The organism is Lysinibacillus sp. RS11 (genome assembly GCF_042019215.1).
GTDB lineage: Bacteria > Bacillota > Bacilli > Bacillales_A > Planococcaceae > Lysinibacillus > Lysinibacillus xylanilyticus_A.
The window spans coordinates 685,526-703,440 of the sequence record NZ_CP168124.1; the positions used below are offsets into that span (position 1 = coordinate 685,526).

The window sequence follows — 17,915 nt, forward strand, 5'->3', positions numbered from 1 at the left end:
TTAAAAGACAATATATTTCACGTAGTCTTTCCAGTCGAGTTCTTTAAAATGTTGCCACTCAATTTTTTTCAGAGGCATAGAACGGAAGGAGCGGGCTAAAATATTGCGTTCTTCATTTGTAATAATAGGTGTTCCAACAACTAGATCGCCCGTAAAGATAGTAGAATCTGCCGTTTTAAAGGCTACCTTAATTTCCTCAAGGCGTATTTTACCATTTTCATCAAGAATATAAACGCTATGTTTATTTTTCTTTCCGGATTTTACCCAATCAGAATCCACCTTAAACGCATCGGATGCTTCATTTACGGTAATGGAAGCCTTACCAACAGTTGAAAATGGAATGTCTTCTAGAATGTCATCTGGATGCAATATTACCTCGTAGCTTGAAGGTTGAGGTAGTTTTGCAGATTTGGCTAATTCATTTGCCCAAAGGGATTCATTATTTGTCGTGATCTTTTGTTTTTGAAACACAATACCTGCTAGATCATCTTTGTAATGTTGCAAGTTAAAATCAACGGTTTGCCCATCTTTCACCTTTTGCCATTCATCCTCAGATAAGTAGGCAAGCATAGCCTTTTCAGATGAATAGATTTCAAATGTCACAGCACCAGCTTCTTCTGTGATTTTTGAAATTACACCGTCTACTGGGCAAATAACGCCTTCTCGTGCCTGAATTTGGGCTATTTGCGCATCCATTAAGGCTACTTGACGAGTGGTTTCTGCAATGTGACGGTTTAAAATTGCCACTGCTGTTGATGGAGAAGTTTGCTGCCCTAATTCAAATTGAACAGAGACATTTAACTTATCACTAATTTGATCGGTATTAATAGAGCTTGTCGGGTCATTGTTGTCACCGTATTCGGATTCTATCTGATCTAATGCAGATTCTAAATCACTTAATTCGGTTTCGTAAGCAGTGCGTTCAGCCTCAAGCTTTGTTAATTCACCGTCAACTTCCTCTGTTTTATAGGTAGCTAGTAAATCATTGGCACTTACTTCCTGTCCACGTTTGACATCTATGGCAGAAAGGCTTTTTGCATCTGCTGAAATCGTATAAGTTTGTGCAGGTGCAACAATTGCATCCTTTTCAACCGTCTCTACACGTTTACCAGTAGAAGCTTTCTGAAATTCATCGATAAAGTAGGATCTTGCTACTTCACTATCGTCCTTAAATACAAAATAAGCATTTACACCGATTAATAACGCGATCACAATAATACTCAAACTTGTCCAAGGTCTAGATTTAATAAAGCGCATCATCCTAACCCCCTTGCCAGCCATTCTTGAAGTGGTAACACACTAACCATTCCAATAAAGATAGCCATTAATACATAAAGCCCAATAATTTTCGCTAATAAAGCTTTACGCTCTGATAATTCCTCCCATTTCGAAAGGAACGTGTATTGCACAATAATTGTTAGTACAGTTGCTACGGTGATTTGATTGATGGCAAATAGCACAAAATCCGTATCAATTACTTGCTGAGCAATTGGTGCAAGTGAAAAGAAGGAGAAGTTTGTTGTGTAACCAACTGCATAAAACACAGCAAATAAAATCGTTTTTTCAATAAGTAAAAATACCATTACATAAAGTTGTACCTTCTGAATCCATTTGTAAGGGATGTCTGTTAATAGATGTAACAAGTATGTAACGCCGTAATAATGGAAGCAATAATAGATGATTCCCCAGGCAATAGCCCCAACCATTGATAGTAAACGGGCTGTATAGTATTCATTCGGATGATTCGATGCAAATAATGTTGTTAAGCTTTCAGTCCCCATGCCCCAATACTCACGAATGACAAATAGCATCATAAAGAGCAGGAAAACGGTGAAGGATCGTTTTTTATAGCCTCTTATTTCCCCTTGCTCGACAGCCTGGGTAAAGTTAGTGGGATGCATTAAGCTATGCCAAAACTTATATTGATAAAACATATATAGCTCCCTTTCTAGTAAATAAATATTAAAGTTGTAGTATACACCTAATTACTGGTAAATAACATAGTAGAAATGCTGAGTTTTTCATGGATTTTCCTCGATAAAGAGAAACGTCTTTTTAAGACAATTATACAAAGTTTTTGTTACTCGATGTACGTATTTTTTTGACACAATATTTACCACTATGTCTGTCTTCTAAGACTATCTTTTAGGAAGATCAAATAAGGCCTATTAGCACTTTTACTCGTAATTAGTCATCTTTTGCCAAAATTTGCACCAGATCCATGCACATATTTCAATTATATAGTATCCTAACAATAACTTCCTATAAAAAGACTATTCAATCTAAAAATAACAATTATCTTTATGTTAGTAAAGGTGAGCAACTTTAAGAGAATAGCTTGAAATAGAGTGATAGGCACCGATATTAAAGGTAGCAAATAAGAATTAAATGATACATATTTATTTTCCTATAATGTAGAAAGGGTGGGCATTTTGAAGAAACAGATTAAAGTTGGTGTAATCACAAGTCTATTACTAACTCCGGCAGCGATTGCCAATGCTCAAGAAACACAACCTCAAACAAGTTCTCACGTGGAGCAAGTTTCTAATGTTAATGTAGCAACAACAGACACTAGATCACAAACAATTGCACAATTCGGCAAACTATCTGTTACATCAACTAATGATGAAATGGTAGTAGCAAAGGGAGATGTAGCAGTTTTAAGTACTACAGACTTCAAACCAGATGAAATCAATTTCATTAAAGCGAAATACGAATATGTTGTGGCACAACGAGATTTATTGTCCAAATTAAAAAATATCGGAACAGAAATAAGTAAGTTGTCTTATACAAGTAAAACATTTTTTGATGATGTGACAAAATTACATCAAAATTACACTACTTTTTTAGGTTCAGAAACAGAAACAGGCTCTTATTTAAATGTTCAAAAGACTTTCGAGAATGCTGTAAATACAGCCCTTGCATCAGAAGAGTCAAAGGGCATTGTTTCCTCAATTCGAGGTACATCAACTCAATATGGCTATGGAGAACCAGAGCGTATTAATTACTTCAAACAGAACGGTGCAGATATTGAGAAGCTTGTGAAAATGAACAAGGATGCAAAGGATGTAGAGAATACAATTACTAAGTTAGATTCATTTATTGCTGTTCTCGATAACCAGTCATCCACTTCTACTGAAATTGCTGCTGCTGCTACTGAAGTAACGACTGGATTGAACACTCTGACAGCTGATCAAAAGAAAATTGTTATAGCACATAATCCTAAAAATACAGCGGTCACACCATATAAAAAATATACAGATGTGTTAGCAAACTTATCATCGGCTGATCAAGTGATTGCTAGTATTACACAGCTAACGCAAAAGAAACCAGAAGACTTTTCATCTGCTACAAGCTTTATTAGTGCTGTAACAGCAATTGAAACTGCCTACAATAGACTAGATGAAGGCTCAAAGCGTTTAGTTACAAATTATAAAGAGCTTGAGCCATATCAGGGAGCGGCTAATGTTTCCAAGCAAATTACAGCGTTACGTCCGTCAAGTAATGCCGACTATCGTACTGCAGTAAAGGCAGCAAGCGACAAGTTAACAACCTTAGTTAAAAAAGATTTTGTGAAAAATATCGCTGACTTAGAATTGGCTGAGGCAAATATAGCAACAGCGCAAGAAATTGAAAAACTCATTGCGGAAATTGCTACAACTACAGATAAAATTACACAAATCGAGAAAGCGCGTGCAGCTTATAATACACCAGTCGCACCTGCGGGACAAAAAATAGACGCGGCCACTGTCAAGAAAATCGTGAACAATTTGCCGGAGCTAACAAGCTGGGAAAGTTCACATAAAGCCGTTTTAAATGTTATATCCCTTGTAGAAAAGCTAGACCCAGCTGCGAAGGATTATACGAAAAAAGCGAAGGCTGCTAACACAGCTTACCTAAAGCTGGACCCTACAAAACGTGAATATGTGAAAAGCTATAAAACGTTGAAGAATCAAGTAGAGGCGATGGATATTGTAACACGAATCATGGCCTTAAACCCTTCGCAAAAAACATATAAGGAAACAGTCGAACTGTTATCAACAGACTTTGAAAAGCTATCGTCCGAAGCGAAAGTACTTGTAACAAATAATGCAGATCTTCAAACCGCAAAAGGCTATATTGCAACAGCAAAAAATTTCGATGATCGTGTGATTGCTTTAGCAAATGAACCAGATACTACATTTGTAGCAAAAGTGGCAGCTTTATCTTCTGAGTATAAAACGATGGACAAAAATGCGAAAAAATTAGTAACACAATACAAGACATTAACAACGTATGAGAAAAATAATGCTAATGTTGTGAAGGTTATTAAATTAATTGCAGACTTAAATCCAGCAAATAAGGATTATACAAAAAAAGTTTTAGCAGCGCGTAAGGCATACAATGCATTAGATCCTGCCTCACAACAGCGTGTTACAAACTATAACCAACTAGCTGCTGTCGAGGATGTTGCTACATTAATAGGCTTAATCGAAACATTGAAACCAACAAGTAAGACGTTTTTAAATGATTTAGATACGGCACGAAAAAATTACGATGCATTACCAGCAGAAAAGAAAAATGCTGTCATAAACTATGAAAAGCTTGTTACTGCTGAAACTGAGCTGAAATCTGCACACACTGTTATTGCATTAATAGATGCGGCAGTGCCTGATGATCCGGATTACTTAACAAAGCTCATGAATGCTCGTGTTGCCTACGACAAACTAACATCCGGACAGAAAAAGCTTGTTTCTAATGTGAAGTTGTTAACGGATCGTGAAAAGCAAGTAAAACCTATTTTAACTGCCATGGTGCAAATCGATACATTAGATCCAAGCTCAAGTAAATTTGTTAGTCAAGTAAACTCAGCACGAAAAGCGTACGATAAGCTGACAAAGGATCAAAAGCAATATGTGAAAAATATTGATACTTTACAAAAGTATGAACCAACTGCAAAAGTGATTGAATTAATTGGCAAGTTAAAGCCGTCTAGTAAAACATTCCATGCGGATACTGTACAAGCTCGTGCATTATACGATGCTCTAAGTAAGGACATGCAGCAATATGTAACAAACTACAATTTATTACAAGCCGCTGAGTCAAGTATCCTCGGAGCAGGTAATGTACAGCGCATGATTGATGAGCTTCCGTCTGTCCAGCCAGATCAATATGTTAAACGTATTGAAGAGATACGCGCAGCATATAATGCGTTACCAAAAGATCAACAAATGTCTGTTGAAAACTATAAAACATTGCAGGAGCAAGAAAAGCTTATTAAACCTGTTATGAGTGTTGTCAACGAAATTGATAAACTGATGACATCCAAAAATATGGACAGTCAATACCAAAAGATTTTAAAAGCATATGATAATCTTACTGCCACTCAGCGTAAATATGTTTATAACGACCAGTTGCTTCTATCGTTAGATAATGTTATTAAAGTTTATAAGAGTATTGAAGATTTAAAGCCAAGCGATAAACTGTATTTTGGTATGATCGAATCTGTGCGAAGAGATTACGATAGCTTAAATACAGCAGATAAGCAAAGGGTATCTAATTATCATATTTTGCTTGAAGCAGAGAGAAGTATGAGTGAAGTGAAGAAGGTTGTAGAAATTATTTCAGGTCTTAATCCAACTTCTAGCACATATATTCAAGATGTAGCGAATGCTTCTGCGGCATATAAAGCATTAGACTCTAAAGTAAAAGGACAGGTCCTTAACTACGATACTTTAAAGAAAGCAGAAAAAGATGTAGCGGCAGTGTTAAAAGTTGTTGAAGCGATTGGCGAGTTGGATCCAGATGCTAAAACATTCGAAAAGAAAGTACTGGCTGCACAAAAATCATACGATGCACTGACGCTTGAACAACAGGATTTAGTGTATAATTACCGTATTTTACAGGATCATTTAAGAACATTAGGTTTAGAATAAGGAGAGAGGGTCAATCCCTCTTTTCCTCTTTTTTATGGCCTTGAGGAAAGGGAGCGTTAATGTGAAGGTACATAAAGCGTGGGCTATTGCCACTGCAGCAGTAGTAGTACCCTGTGTCGCAGTCATTCCTACAGAAGCAGCTACTATGCCATTTACAGATATAAAAAATAGTGGAAGCGAAGCAGAATTATACAAAGCAGTCAGTGAATTATATAGTCAGGGAATTGTATTTGGTACAACACCGACTACGTTCAGTCCATATCAAAATTTAACGCGAGGGGAAGCAGCATACTTTTTAGCTGAAGCTCTAAAATTGGAGACAAAAAATGTAGTAAATCCTGGCTTCAAAGATGTACCTGCCTCTCATAAATATTACGGTCATATTGCTGCACTTGTTGAAAATGGAATTATCCAAAAAAATACAAATTATAATCCAGATCATTTTATTAAGCGAAGTCAAATGGCAAAGATGCTGACACTTGGCTTTGATTTACAACAGGCAACAACATTATCTGCTCCTTTTTCAGATTTTACAAAAGATAATGAAACCAATAAGTATATTCAAACGTTATTAAATTATGGGATTACACAAGGTACTAGTGCGACAACATTCTCTCCGTATACAGACGTTACTCGCGGTCAGATGGCGTTATTCCTATATCGCACCTTACAAAAAAACGAAAATGATTTTTATATTATTAGCGTTGAATAAAAGCAAAGACTCACTCTTAGGTTATCCGCAATCTTGGAGTGTTTTTTTTAAAACTATCTAGGGTAAAATAGGGATTAATGGTATATTTCAGGCTTATTACCCGAAGACATGGGGCATTGTCGTCAGGAAAATAGAGTACGATACATAACTGAATGAAGGGAAGGGAGCTATGTTTAAAAAAGTTTCTGGTGTTGTTGGTATGTCACTTATATTGCTGACTACATCATACGATGTATCTCTGGCGAACACATCTGAAGAAGTATTGGCGGCTAATATTGCAAAGGATGTTTCACCATCACATTGGGCTAGTAGCTCGATAGAACATATGTTAGAGAAGCACTATATGACAAATGATCAGGGCGGCTTCTTTCGACCAGAGCAACCGATTACTAGGGCAGAGGCTGCAGCTGCAATTGCTCGTTCCATGCAGATAAAACTGGATACTACATATACGCCAAAATTTACAGATATATCGATTAACCATCCATACTACAAAGAAATTTGCGCTTTAGTTGAATTAGGTATTTTACAAGATGGTGATTGTTTCAAACCTGAAGCACCTTTAACACGTATGCAAATTGCCAAAATGTTAACACTTGCTTATCAAATTGAAGTGGATTCCGAAAATAAAAGTAAGTTTAGCGATGTGAATGAGGGACATTGGGCGAAAGACTATATTGAATCACTTGCAGATGTCGGTATTATTAAAGGGGTCAATGCGCAAAAGTTTGCACCGAATCAATTGATCACACGTGCTCAATTTGCTTCTTTGGTTGAGCGAAGTCTTGACTTTTCATTGAAGGTAACCAATTTCGAATTAGCGTATGACTTTTTATCAAAGTCGTATATACCAACAAAAAATTATTCATCAACCATGTCTAATGATGTCATTCGATTAGTTAACGTTGAACGACAAAAGAAAAATTTGCAACCACTTACCCATGATGCAGCTTTAACACAAGTCGCTGTTATTAAGGCGCAAGATATGGTGAATCGACATTATTTTGAGCACGAATCCCCTTATTACGGAATGCCGTGGGATCTAGCGACATTATTCGACTATCCATATACGAGTTTAGGAGAAAATATAGGAAGAAACATCCCATCACCAGAAGCGGCAGTGAAAGCGTGGATGGCCTCTCCAACACACCGTGAAAATATTTTACGTGAAAATTACACAAATACCGGAGTAGCCATTGCCATTGACAGCAAAGGAAACTACTATTGGGTGCAATTGTTTTCAAGTCAATAACTTGAGCGGATCAAGGGGAAAATAAATACCCGTGGGTAGTGGTGGATATTTGCGGAGGCGAAGTGAAAATTTGCGCGACCGAGGTGAATATCCGCGCGACCGAGGCAAATATCCGCAGAAGCAAAGCAAATACCCGCGAAGCCGAGGTTAATATCCGCGAAGCCGGGGCAAATACCCGCGGAAGCAAAGCGAATATCCGCGAAGCTGGGGCAAATACCCACGGAAGCGAAGCAAACAAATCTCCACGCGCCCCCGTAGAATCCTGGCACGCGACTGGATACGCGAAGTCGAAGCAAATCAATTATTCGCGTGAAAATACCTGAAATCCGTAACGATTTCATTAGTACTTCCTATGAATCTCGTGTTCTATTGTGACAAAGCATAGCTAATATTACAGGAATGTTACAAAACGCCGGGATATCCATTAATTAATACCCATATTTTAACGCTGATAAACCACGGAAACGTTGGTGTATCAGCGTTTTTTTGCGTTTTGTAAACCGTTACACAATTGAAAAATTAAAATAGCACCTTTTATGATAGTCTATTTATAGGCAAAAAAGTTCAGAGAGGGGTATACCGAAATATGAAAAAGAAATGGTTATTACCGATTTTTGCATCCTTTATGTTATTTACAACAACTCACATAGATACAGCTGAAGCAGCTACAGCATCTGATGTAACTGAAACAGCATCCAAATATTTAGGTATTCCATATGTGTATGGAGGTACAACTACTAAAGGGCTTGATTGCTCAGGCTTTACATCTAAAGTATTTTCAGATTTAGGTATTAAATTAAACCGTACATCAAGTTCACAGTACGAACAAGGTACAGCGGTAGCAAAAGACGATTTACAAGTGGGCGACTTACTATTCTTCAATACTAGTGGTAAAGGTGTTTCACATGTATCGATATATACAGGTGACGGAAAAATGATTCACTCACAAACAGGTAAAGGTGTTAGTTACTCAGATGTAAACGATCCATATTATTGGGGTTCTCGTTACATTGGTGCTAAACGCGTAGCAACATTTGATAGTGAACAAGCTGAAGCTGTTAAAGAAGAAGTAAAGAAAGCTGCTATCGATTTTACAGTTTACGCTTCTCGTGCTGAAGTGGCAGAGCAAATTGCTAAAGCACTTAACTTGGATACATCCGATAAAAATACGAAATTTACAGACGTAAAACCAACATATGAACATGCTGGTGCGATTGCTGCTGTATCGAAGTTAGGTATCTTTGATGGTAATGGTAAATTTAACCCATCTTCACCGATAACACGTGCTCAAGTCTCTAAAGTATTAGTACATGCTTTTGGATTAGAACAACAAGGCGATGTTGTAACATTTACTGATGCTCCTGCAAATCATTGGGCAAATGAATTTGTTTCAATTCTAGCTTCAAATGGTATTACAGAAGGTAAAGGAAATGGTAATTTCGGTTACGATGAAATGTTAAAAATTTCACAACTTCAAACATTTATTGAACGCGCACAACAATTACAAAAATAATTAAAATTCCGTATTACTTAGACAAGGGCTACGTTTTAAGTAATACCATGCAGGGAAGTTCTTTTAAATAATGTATAAATTGAGGAGAGTTTGCATCTGCAGGCTCTCTTCTTTTTATGAAATATTAATAATCAAGGGGTGATGCCTAAAAATAGTAGAATAGTTACGTTCGTATGATAGTTTTGTCTGTGAGTTTTTGCTAAAATGAACACGAGAACAGGAAGGGAGGAAATAAGACAGTGTACCTCAAAAAAATCAGTCTTATATTATGTGTCTTATTCATTTCAGCTTCTATGTTTACAATACATAGTGCCCAAGCTAGTGGTGGGTTTGTAGATGTTCCTAAAGATCATGAAGCTTATGAAGAGATCAATTATTTAGTAAATTTAGGTGTTATTAAAGGATATACGGAAAATGGCAAAACGTATTATAAACCTTATAATAACGTAACGCGTGGGCAAGTTGCCAAAATGGTTGTTGTTGCTTCAGGTAACAAGCCATTAGTTGTCAATAAATCAAACTTTTCAGATGTAGAAGTCGGCACAGAACTTTCAGGTTATGTAGAACGTGCTGTACAGCTTGGTTACTTTGCCACAAATACAAAGGGGCAATTCTTACCAAACAAGCCTTTAACTCGTGATGAAATGAGTCATGTTTTAACAAAAGCATTTAAGCTTGATACAAGTGAGTATGAAAATATCGATTCTCCTTTTGTGGATGTAGGTATTACAAATCCTTACGTGAAATACGTGAATACGATTTACTATAACGGTATTACAAAGGGAAGCGGTCAAAATTATAACCCAAATAGCCAAGTGACACGTGCACAATTTGCGTTATTTGTGGCGCGTGCGAAAAGTGAAGAGTATCGTTTAGAGCTACCTGTTAAAGGTGTATCTGTACCTGATACATCACAGGTTATTGGATTAATTTCCTCAACAACTGACGGATTAAATATTCGTAAATCTAAAGATTCTTCATCTTCTGCTAATATAGTAGGCACTGTCAATAAAGGCGGTAAATTATCAGTCTATGCGGTTGAAGGAGACTGGTTAAAAGTTACCTATAAAGGTGCATATGCTTATATTTATAAAACGTATGCTCAGTATTTAGATGCAGATGGTAACGCATTAGGGAATGTCCAAAAACAGGTTACAGCAACACAAAATTTAAATGTTTACGTAAAGCCAACTTCTTCTTCGAAAGTTATTACAACAGTTAATAGCAAAACGAAGTTACCAGTTTATAAGACGGTAAGTGGCTACCATTTAACTGTAGTGAATGGTTTACCAGGCTATATTGTAGCGAATAGTACAGAGGATGTTGAAGTAGAAAAACCTTCTACGCCAGATCCAATTCCAGATCCAAATCCAACTCCTCCGACAGTTTCAGGTAATCTATTAGGACGAGCGACAGTTGATAATTTAAATATTCGCACAGAAGCTAACTCTACTTCTACGATAGTGGGTAAGTTGAAAAAGGGCGAATATGTGCAAGTGAACAGTATTAACGGTTATTGGGCACAAGTTACTTATAACGGTCAAAAAGGGTATGTCCATAAATCTTTCTTAAAGTTATTAAATCAAAGTGGTAATGCGTTAAAAGATCGTATTATCATTATTGATCCAGGTCATGGTGGTAAGGACCCTGGAACGGTTGTAGGTTCTAATTCCGAAAAAGCCATTACATTAAAGGTTGGCACACTTGTGAAGCAAAAACTAGAAGCTGCAGGTGCGAAGGTATTGATGACTCGTACGGGGGATACCTATCCTTCACTACAAGACCGAGTTGACTTTACAAATGCTAATTACGGTGAAATCTTTGTGAGTATCCATGTTAACTCAGCAGCGAATACTTCTGCACAGGGTACTGAAACATATTATGCTATTTCAACAGGTGATATGCATCAGGAAGACGTTGATCTTGCTACATTTGTAAACAATCAAATTGTTAATAACTTAAAAATGAAAAATCGTGGTGTCAAAGAACAGCAATACTATGTAATTCGCAACATGGCTATTCCATCTATCTTAGTCGAGCTAGGCTTCCTCACAAATAATGAAGACCGCGCTAAAATGACGGATGATCAATATGCTGAGTTATTTGCTGAGTCTATCTTCAAAGGGATTTCACAATATTACGCAAAACAATAATAATAGAAGCTACATTGTTCATAGTGAACGATGTAGCTCTTTTTTGTTTCGAGTCATTTATAAATGAAAGAGAGTTTATATTTGGCTCTTCACGAAAAGTTGTGGATGACATAATCCTTATATTTTGATATAAACCTGAAAAATACTAATAGTTACATTTGTATGCTGGTTTCAGGTGTTAAATTTTGTTAAAATGGATATGAGAATAGGGAGGGAGGAAAAAAGACATTGTATCTCAAGAAAATCTGTCTTATGTTATGCATCTTATTCATATCAGCTTCTATTTTTACCATACATAATGCAAGTGCAAGTGGTAATTTTGAAGATATTTCTTCAAAGCATGAAGCTTATGAAGAGATCAATTATTTAGTGAATTTAGGTGTGATTAAAGGATATACAGAAAAAGGGAAGACGTATTTTAAACCAAATAATAACGTAACGCGTGGACAAGTTGCCAAAATGGTTGTTGTTGCTTCAGGTAATAAACCACTAGTTGTTAATAAATCAAGCTTCACAGATGTTCAAGTTGGCAGTGAGCTTTCAGGTTATGTAGAACGTGCCGTACAGCTTGGTTACTTTAAAACAAATACAAAGGGACAATTTTTACCGAACAAACCTTTAACTCGTGATGAAATGAGTTATGTATTAACGAAAGCATTTAAGCTTGATACAAGTGAATATGAAAATGTCGATTCTCCTTTTGTGGACGTAGATATTACACATGACTACGTTCAATACGTGAATACGATTTACTATAATGGTATTACAAAAGGGAGCGGTCAAAATTATTACCCAGATCGCCAAGTGACACGTGCACAGTTTGCGTTATTTGTAGCGCGTGCGAAAAGTGAAAAGTATCGTTTAGAGCTACCTGTTAAAGGCGTAGCTGTACCTGATCCATCACAGGTCATTGGATTTGTTTCCTCAACGACTGACGGATTGAATATTCGTAAATCCAAAGATTCTTCATCTAATGCCAACATTGTGGGTACAGTGAATAAAGGTGGTAAACTATCAGTCTATGCAGTTGAAGGAGATTGGTTAAAAGTTTCATCAGAAGATACCTATGCTTATATTTATAAAAAGTATGCACAGTTTTTAGATGCGGACGGTAATGCATTAGGGGATGTTCAAAAGCAAGTTACTACAACACAAAGTATAAATATTTACGTCAAACCAACATCTTCTTCAAAGGTTATTTCGACTGTCGATAGTAAAGTGAAATTACCAGTTTATAAGACGGTAAGTGGCTACTATTTAACAGAAGTGAACGGATTACCAGGTTATATCGTGGCAAATAGTACAGAGGATATTAAAGTAGAACAGCCTTCTACTCCAGACCCAAAACCAACTCCAACTCCAACTCCAGACCCAATAACGCCATCAGTTACAGGTGATTTACTTGGTCGAGTGACAGTTGACAATTTAAACATTCGCACAGAAGCTAACTCTACTTCTACGGTAGTAAGTAAGCTGAAAAAGGGCGAATATGTTCAAGTGAACAGTATTAACGGCTATTGGGCACAAGTTACCTCTAATGGTCAAACAGGGTATGTCCATAAATCTTACTTAAAGTTATTAAATCAAAATGGTAATGCGTTAAAAGATCGTATTATCATTATTGATCCAGGTCATGGTGGTAAGGACCCTGGAACGGTTGTAGGTTCTAATTCCGAAAAAGCCATTACATTAAAGGTTGGCACACTTGTGAAGCAAAAACTAGAGGCTGCGGGTGCGAAGGTATTGATGACTCGTACGGGGGATACCTATCCTTCACTACAAGACCGTGTTGACTTTACAAATGCTAATTACGGTGAAGTCTTCGTAAGTATCCATGTGAACTCAGCAGCGAATACTTCTGCACAGGGCACTGAAACATATTATGCTATTTCAACAGGGGACATGCATCAGGAAGACGTTGATCTTGCTACATTTGTAAATAATCAAATTGTTAATAACTTAAAAATGAAAAATCGTGGTGTCAAAGAACAGCAATACTATGTAATTCGCAACATGGCTATTCCATCTATCTTAGTCGAGCTAGGCTTCCTCACAAATAATGAAGACAACGCTAAAATGACGGATGATCAATATGCTGAGTTATTTGCTGAATCTGTTTACAAAGGAATTTCGGAGTATTACTCAAAGCAATAATAAAAAGGGCTACATGGTTCAGGTAACGAACCATGTAGCTCTTTTTTGTTTGATTAGTACAGTTAAAAGGAATGTTATCAGCGATGTTGAGTTTTTATCATCGATTCCGGCACTTTTATCAGCGATGTTGAGTTTTTATCATCGATTCCGGCACTTTTATCAGCGATGTTGAGTTTTTATCATCGATTCCGGCACTTTTATCAGCGATGTTGAGTTTTTATCATCGATTCCGGCACTTTTATCAGCGATGTTGAGTTTTTATCATCGATTCCAGCACTTTTATCATCGATGTTGAGTTTTTATCATCGATTCCGGCACTTTTATCAGCGATGTTGAGTTTTTATCATCGATTCCAGCATTTTTATCAGCGATGTTGAGTTTTTATCAGCGGTTCCAGCACTTTTATCAGCGATGTTCGCCGCTTTATCACTGGTTCCAGCACTTTTATCAGCTGTCCAAAAGTAACTTATCTTGAATCCAAAGTAGCATCTTACTTATTTTGAATTTGCATGTAGTGTTCTGTTTACGAATTGCGCGAAGTTTTGACGTGTCACTGTACCATTTGGTTTAAATGTATGATCGGCATAGCCTGTTGTAATGCCAAGTGCATATAAAGCTTGGACATCTTTATAATAAGCATGAGATGCAGGTACATCTGTGAAAGTATGATTCGTGTGGCCTTGTAGCTTGAAGCCGTTGACAAGTGCTCTTGCCATAGCAGCGCGCGTCATTGGCTGGTGGGCATTGATTTTGCCATCCTCTAATGCAATCATGCCGTGGCGTAAGCCTGTTGCTAAAACTGCATAGCCATACTCACTTGCTTTGATGTCACTCGCATTTAATGTAGCTGAGTTTGATGCTGGAATACCTAATGCTCGCAGTATCATTTCTGTTGCTTGAAGGCGAGTCAGTGTACCCTGTGGATTAAATTTCCCGTTAGAACCTTTTACAATGCCAAGTGCATATAAGTTTTTAATATCATGATAGGCACCATTCGATGATGCTACATCTGGGAAGAATGGTGCGGCAGCAATTGTTGCTTTGTTGGAACCTTTTGCGCGTGTGAGCGTTTTAATTTCTGCAATCGTTGCAAATTTTTCATTAGCATTTTTGCGATCATCACGTCCTTCTATAAAGGATGTACGTATCGTATATGTTCCGGCAGCTAAATTACCAGGCATAGAAATTTGATATTTTTCGGTATGGGTACTAATATCTTTTTTATCAGCATTGTCTGTTGTGGAATCAGCAGCAAGGCCTGGGATGTAACGTTCATGCCCTGTACCAACCACTTTATCGTTTGCGTCTAAAATTTCTACTTTCAATGTACCTCGAGCAGGCACATTACCATTGTTCTTAACTGTTACAGTAGAGTAGAAAACAAATTTACCGGACGGTGCTACATAACCTTGCACCCCGTCAGAGTAAAGCGAAAGATTATAACGGCGGGGCACATTGCCATTATGATTGTCGGCTACCCAATTGAGAGCATGCTTCATAAATACTTGTGCATCCTTGTCACCAGTAGTTGTGGAATAGGCAGCACCATTTTCGTGATCTTGCCAATCAGCTTTAGCATCAATATTAATATAATCATAGATTTTGAATCCAATTTGAACAACTCTGCCCTTACCGTATTCGATAGCATGAGCAGCGCCAAATTCATTCTTTTTCATTGTTTTAGCCTTGTCTGTGAAATTGTAATCTGAGAAATATAAAATAGGTGTTGCAGATCCCCCTTGCCAAGGCTTAATGATTTCTACCCAATCACGATCTGTTTTTGTTAGAGTAAGCTTGCTTTTGCCAAGCTCTTTTGTTGTATTTTGAATAATTGGATGAACAGTATTAATATTGCTTATCGTGGAATTTCCTAATACGATATCGTCAATAAAACGTGAATTGAATACCTCGGTTAAATTATCCCACTCCATTACCCAAGAATCGACATCATAGATCAATGGAGAAAGATCCATTTGGCCGGATTTAGGGAATTTTGTTGATTCATTACGCGCTGTCTGGAATGCAAAAATTGCACCACCGCCATTTCGAACGTACATTTTGACATTTTCGCGTTGCTGATGATTCATCATGACTGTATAGGCAAAGACGATTGCATCATATTCACTTAAATTTTCTAAATTGTTTAAGTCTTTCTCATAAATCTTCTCTACTTGGAAGCCTTGTTGCTGATAGAGAAGAAATGCTTTAAGTTCCTTATTATACGTGGAGCTATAGTCCACCTTTTCAGAAACAGACTGGCCATTAAATGTTCCACCTGGGTGTGTTGTATTGGCGTATTTTTCACTACTTTCAGAGAAAACGACACCGATTTTCTGTGCTGCTTTAGCTTGTGTAGGTGCTAAAAAAGCTATAAGCATAAAAGTGCATGCTACAAGTAATGAAATGAATAATTTCTGCATTAAATCCACATCCTTAGTTCTATGTTTTCCATCAAAATTGCACTACATTACCATATTACACATAAATAATGGATGAATCATTAAAATTTGGCACATCATCAAAATGGATGACAATTGTTAAGACGTATGCCCTGTATATAAGTTGATGGTAGTGGGGATTGTGATAAGTCTTCATGACCAACATTCTTTCGGTCTAAGCGGCTCATCAGACGCCCCCAGTCGGAAATGAAATCAACCACACGTTATGGTAATGGGCCATTAATTAGGCAGAATGAGAAATTATTGCATAATTTTATATAAAATCACTTCATTCCTTTCTATAAGTCTATCTGTATTTATGATATAATAACTCTTGTTTTGTATAAGAATGAAAAAAAGACACAACTATGATTTGCGATAGAGGAGGGCAATCACATCTACTTAGATGTATGACATTTATGAATAAATTGAAACAAACTTTAGCAAAGGTCAATAAGATTGATACGTTTTCACCGTACTTCTTTTTACCTTTTATATTAGTGCTATATTTCTTTACGAGTCTATTCGATTTCCATCGATTTGAGTTATTTAATGTAAAAGTATCAATTTGGCCAGCGGTATTTTTAGCACTTGCATGCTATTACATCGGTGTGTACGTTATTGATAAATTACAATGGACAATCCCATCATTTGGTTTATCTTTCTTAGGGAAATATGTTGTTCATTTTATTGTATTCTTAACTTTACTTGGTTTAGCTTCATATTTATTAATGATTTTTGGTGGAGGACTCGGAATTTCTGATGAATCTAGTCGACGTAACCTTGATCCAAAATTAAACTTCTTTGCCCAATTATTATGGTTTGGAGTTTTATTGTTATTATCGTATAAAATGATTTTAGAAAAGCACATGACATGGAAGAAAGTATTAGTATACGGTTCTATTTATGCTGCTGTTATGTTCTTGTTCCTATTAATGGGTTACCGTACACCATTAATTATTATGTTATTTACTGGTATTATTATTTTCCATTATGTTGTGAAGCGTGTGAAATTAACATGGTTCCTTTCAGCTCTGTTTGTCATCGGAGTAGCTTTCTCAATGTTTGGTTTCCTACGTGTTGTATCAGAAGATACGACGAAGGAATTTAATAGCCGTGAACAACCAGATGTAGAATTAACTGAAACAGAAAAAGAAAAACTGTTAACAGTAGAGCAGCAAGTTAACTTAACGCCAAAATGGATTCGTTCATTAAATGGTGAGAGTGTAACTGGACATATTGTTTTAAGTAAAATTATTGAATATACGCAAGAAGAAGGTTACCTAAATGGTGAACTCCATGCTGGTATCTTTAACACGATTCGATCAGGTGAACAAGTGTCACCTCGTATGAAAGTAACAGAAGTTGTAAACTCACTAAGTGTAGAAGAAGGTAAATATATTACACGCCCTAATAGAACAACAACGCCTACGTTTATCGGTCAGTTATTCTTAGATGGCGGTTATGTACTTGTAGGGATTGGATTCTTCTTATATGGTGTATTAATCTCATTAATTTATAATAAAGTGAAGCAAGGCGGTATTCGTAGCTTCCACTCAGTAGCTTATGCATTTGTCATTACTCTATTTACAGTGTCTATGCATACGGGCTTACTCGATTTAATATTTATTTTAATGCTTGGCTTTGTGATCCTAGCCTCGGCGGTTATAAAAACGGACAATAAAAAACTTTCATATTAACAATAGTAGAGATGTCTCAATAGTCAGTTGAGGCATCTCTTTTTTGTATATCGGGCGTTCTATCCGCCTCCTTTGTTT

General features: G+C 36.8%; 11 protein-coding genes. 8 read left to right on the top strand and 3 right to left on the bottom strand.

The window, feature by feature from the left end; translation table 11 throughout:
• Positions 1-1,260, bottom strand: coding sequence for an HlyD family secretion protein (locus AB9L17_RS03440; protein WP_375200086.1), 1,260 nt, complete (start codon positions 1,258-1,260; stop codon positions 1-3).
• Positions 1,257-1,934 carry a hypothetical protein gene (locus tag AB9L17_RS03445; RefSeq protein WP_068986177.1) on the bottom strand — a complete coding sequence of 226 codons (678 nt, stop codon included), beginning with the start codon at positions 1,932-1,934 and terminating at the stop codon, positions 1,257-1,259. Before AB9L17_RS03445 ends, AB9L17_RS03440 begins: the two co-directional genes overlap by 4 nt.
• A 489-nt stretch (positions 1,935-2,423) precedes the next feature.
• Here AB9L17_RS03445 and AB9L17_RS03450 point away from each other — a divergent pair, with 489 nt between their 5' ends.
• The 7 genes from AB9L17_RS03450 to AB9L17_RS03480 all read left to right on the top strand — a co-directional run bounded on the left by AB9L17_RS03450 (position 2,424) and on the right by AB9L17_RS03480 (position 13,699).
• Positions 2,424-5,915: a hypothetical protein gene (locus AB9L17_RS03450; RefSeq protein ID WP_375200087.1), complete on the top strand. Its 3,492-nt coding sequence runs from the start codon at positions 2,424-2,426 to the stop codon at positions 5,913-5,915.
• Positions 5,916-5,976: 61 nt separating this feature from the next.
• Positions 5,977-6,627, top strand: coding sequence for an S-layer homology domain-containing protein (locus AB9L17_RS03455; protein WP_375200088.1), 651 nt, complete (start codon positions 5,977-5,979; stop codon positions 6,625-6,627).
• A gap of 169 nt (positions 6,628-6,796) precedes the next feature.
• Positions 6,797-7,879 (top strand): S-layer homology domain-containing protein, encoded by a 1,083-nt coding sequence (locus tag AB9L17_RS03460; protein WP_223552678.1) that lies wholly within the window; start codon positions 6,797-6,799, stop codon positions 7,877-7,879.
• Between the two features lie 62 nt (positions 7,880-7,941).
• On the top strand, positions 7,942-8,202 hold the full coding sequence (locus AB9L17_RS03465) for a hypothetical protein (protein WP_375200089.1): 261 nt from the start codon (positions 7,942-7,944) through the stop codon (positions 8,200-8,202).
• A gap of 263 nt (positions 8,203-8,465) precedes the next feature.
• Positions 8,466-9,392, top strand: a complete 927-nt coding sequence (locus tag AB9L17_RS03470) for an NlpC/P60 family protein (RefSeq protein WP_375200090.1) — start codon at positions 8,466-8,468, stop codon at positions 9,390-9,392.
• A gap of 239 nt (positions 9,393-9,631) precedes the next feature.
• Positions 9,632-11,545 carry an N-acetylmuramoyl-L-alanine amidase gene (locus AB9L17_RS03475; RefSeq protein ID WP_375200091.1) on the top strand — a complete coding sequence of 638 codons (1,914 nt, stop codon included), beginning with the start codon at positions 9,632-9,634 and terminating at the stop codon, positions 11,543-11,545.
• 228 nt (positions 11,546-11,773) lie between these two features.
• Positions 11,774-13,699, top strand: coding sequence for an N-acetylmuramoyl-L-alanine amidase (locus AB9L17_RS03480; protein ID WP_375200092.1), 1,926 nt, complete (start codon positions 11,774-11,776; stop codon positions 13,697-13,699).
• 494 nt (positions 13,700-14,193) lie between these two features.
• Here the strand turns inward: AB9L17_RS03480 and AB9L17_RS03485 are convergent, their stop codons facing one another.
• The gene (locus AB9L17_RS03485; RefSeq protein ID WP_375200093.1) at positions 14,194-16,119 is read right to left on the bottom strand and encodes an S-layer homology domain-containing protein; all 1,926 of its coding nucleotides are present in this window, start codon (positions 16,117-16,119) and stop codon (positions 14,194-14,196) included.
• A 437-nt stretch (positions 16,120-16,556) separates the two neighbouring features.
• On the opposite strand from AB9L17_RS03485, the gene AB9L17_RS03490 reads away from it, so the two are divergent.
• Positions 16,557-17,837 (top strand): hypothetical protein, encoded by a 1,281-nt coding sequence (locus AB9L17_RS03490; RefSeq protein ID WP_068986238.1) that lies wholly within the window; start codon positions 16,557-16,559, stop codon positions 17,835-17,837.
• The last annotated feature ends 78 nt before the right edge of the window (positions 17,838-17,915 follow it).

Excerpts from the sequence above, each read along its gene's own strand:
- AB9L17_RS03470 (WP_375200090.1), top strand. The coding sequence starts at position 8,466 with ATGAAAAAGAAATGGTTATTACCGATTTTTGCATCCTTTATGTTATTT.
- AB9L17_RS03490 (WP_068986238.1), top strand. The coding sequence starts at position 16,557 with ATGAATAAATTGAAACAAACTTTAGCAAAGGTCAATAAGATTGATACG.
- AB9L17_RS03485 (WP_375200093.1), bottom strand. The coding sequence starts at position 16,119 with ATGCAGAAATTATTCATTTCATTACTTGTAGCATGCACTTTTATGCTT.
- AB9L17_RS03445 (WP_068986177.1), bottom strand. The coding sequence starts at position 1,934 with ATGTTTTATCAATATAAGTTTTGGCATAGCTTAATGCATCCCACTAAC.
- AB9L17_RS03460 (WP_223552678.1), top strand. The coding sequence starts at position 6,797 with ATGTTTAAAAAAGTTTCTGGTGTTGTTGGTATGTCACTTATATTGCTG.
- AB9L17_RS03440 (WP_375200086.1), bottom strand. The coding sequence starts at position 1,260 with ATGATGCGCTTTATTAAATCTAGACCTTGGACAAGTTTGAGTATTATT.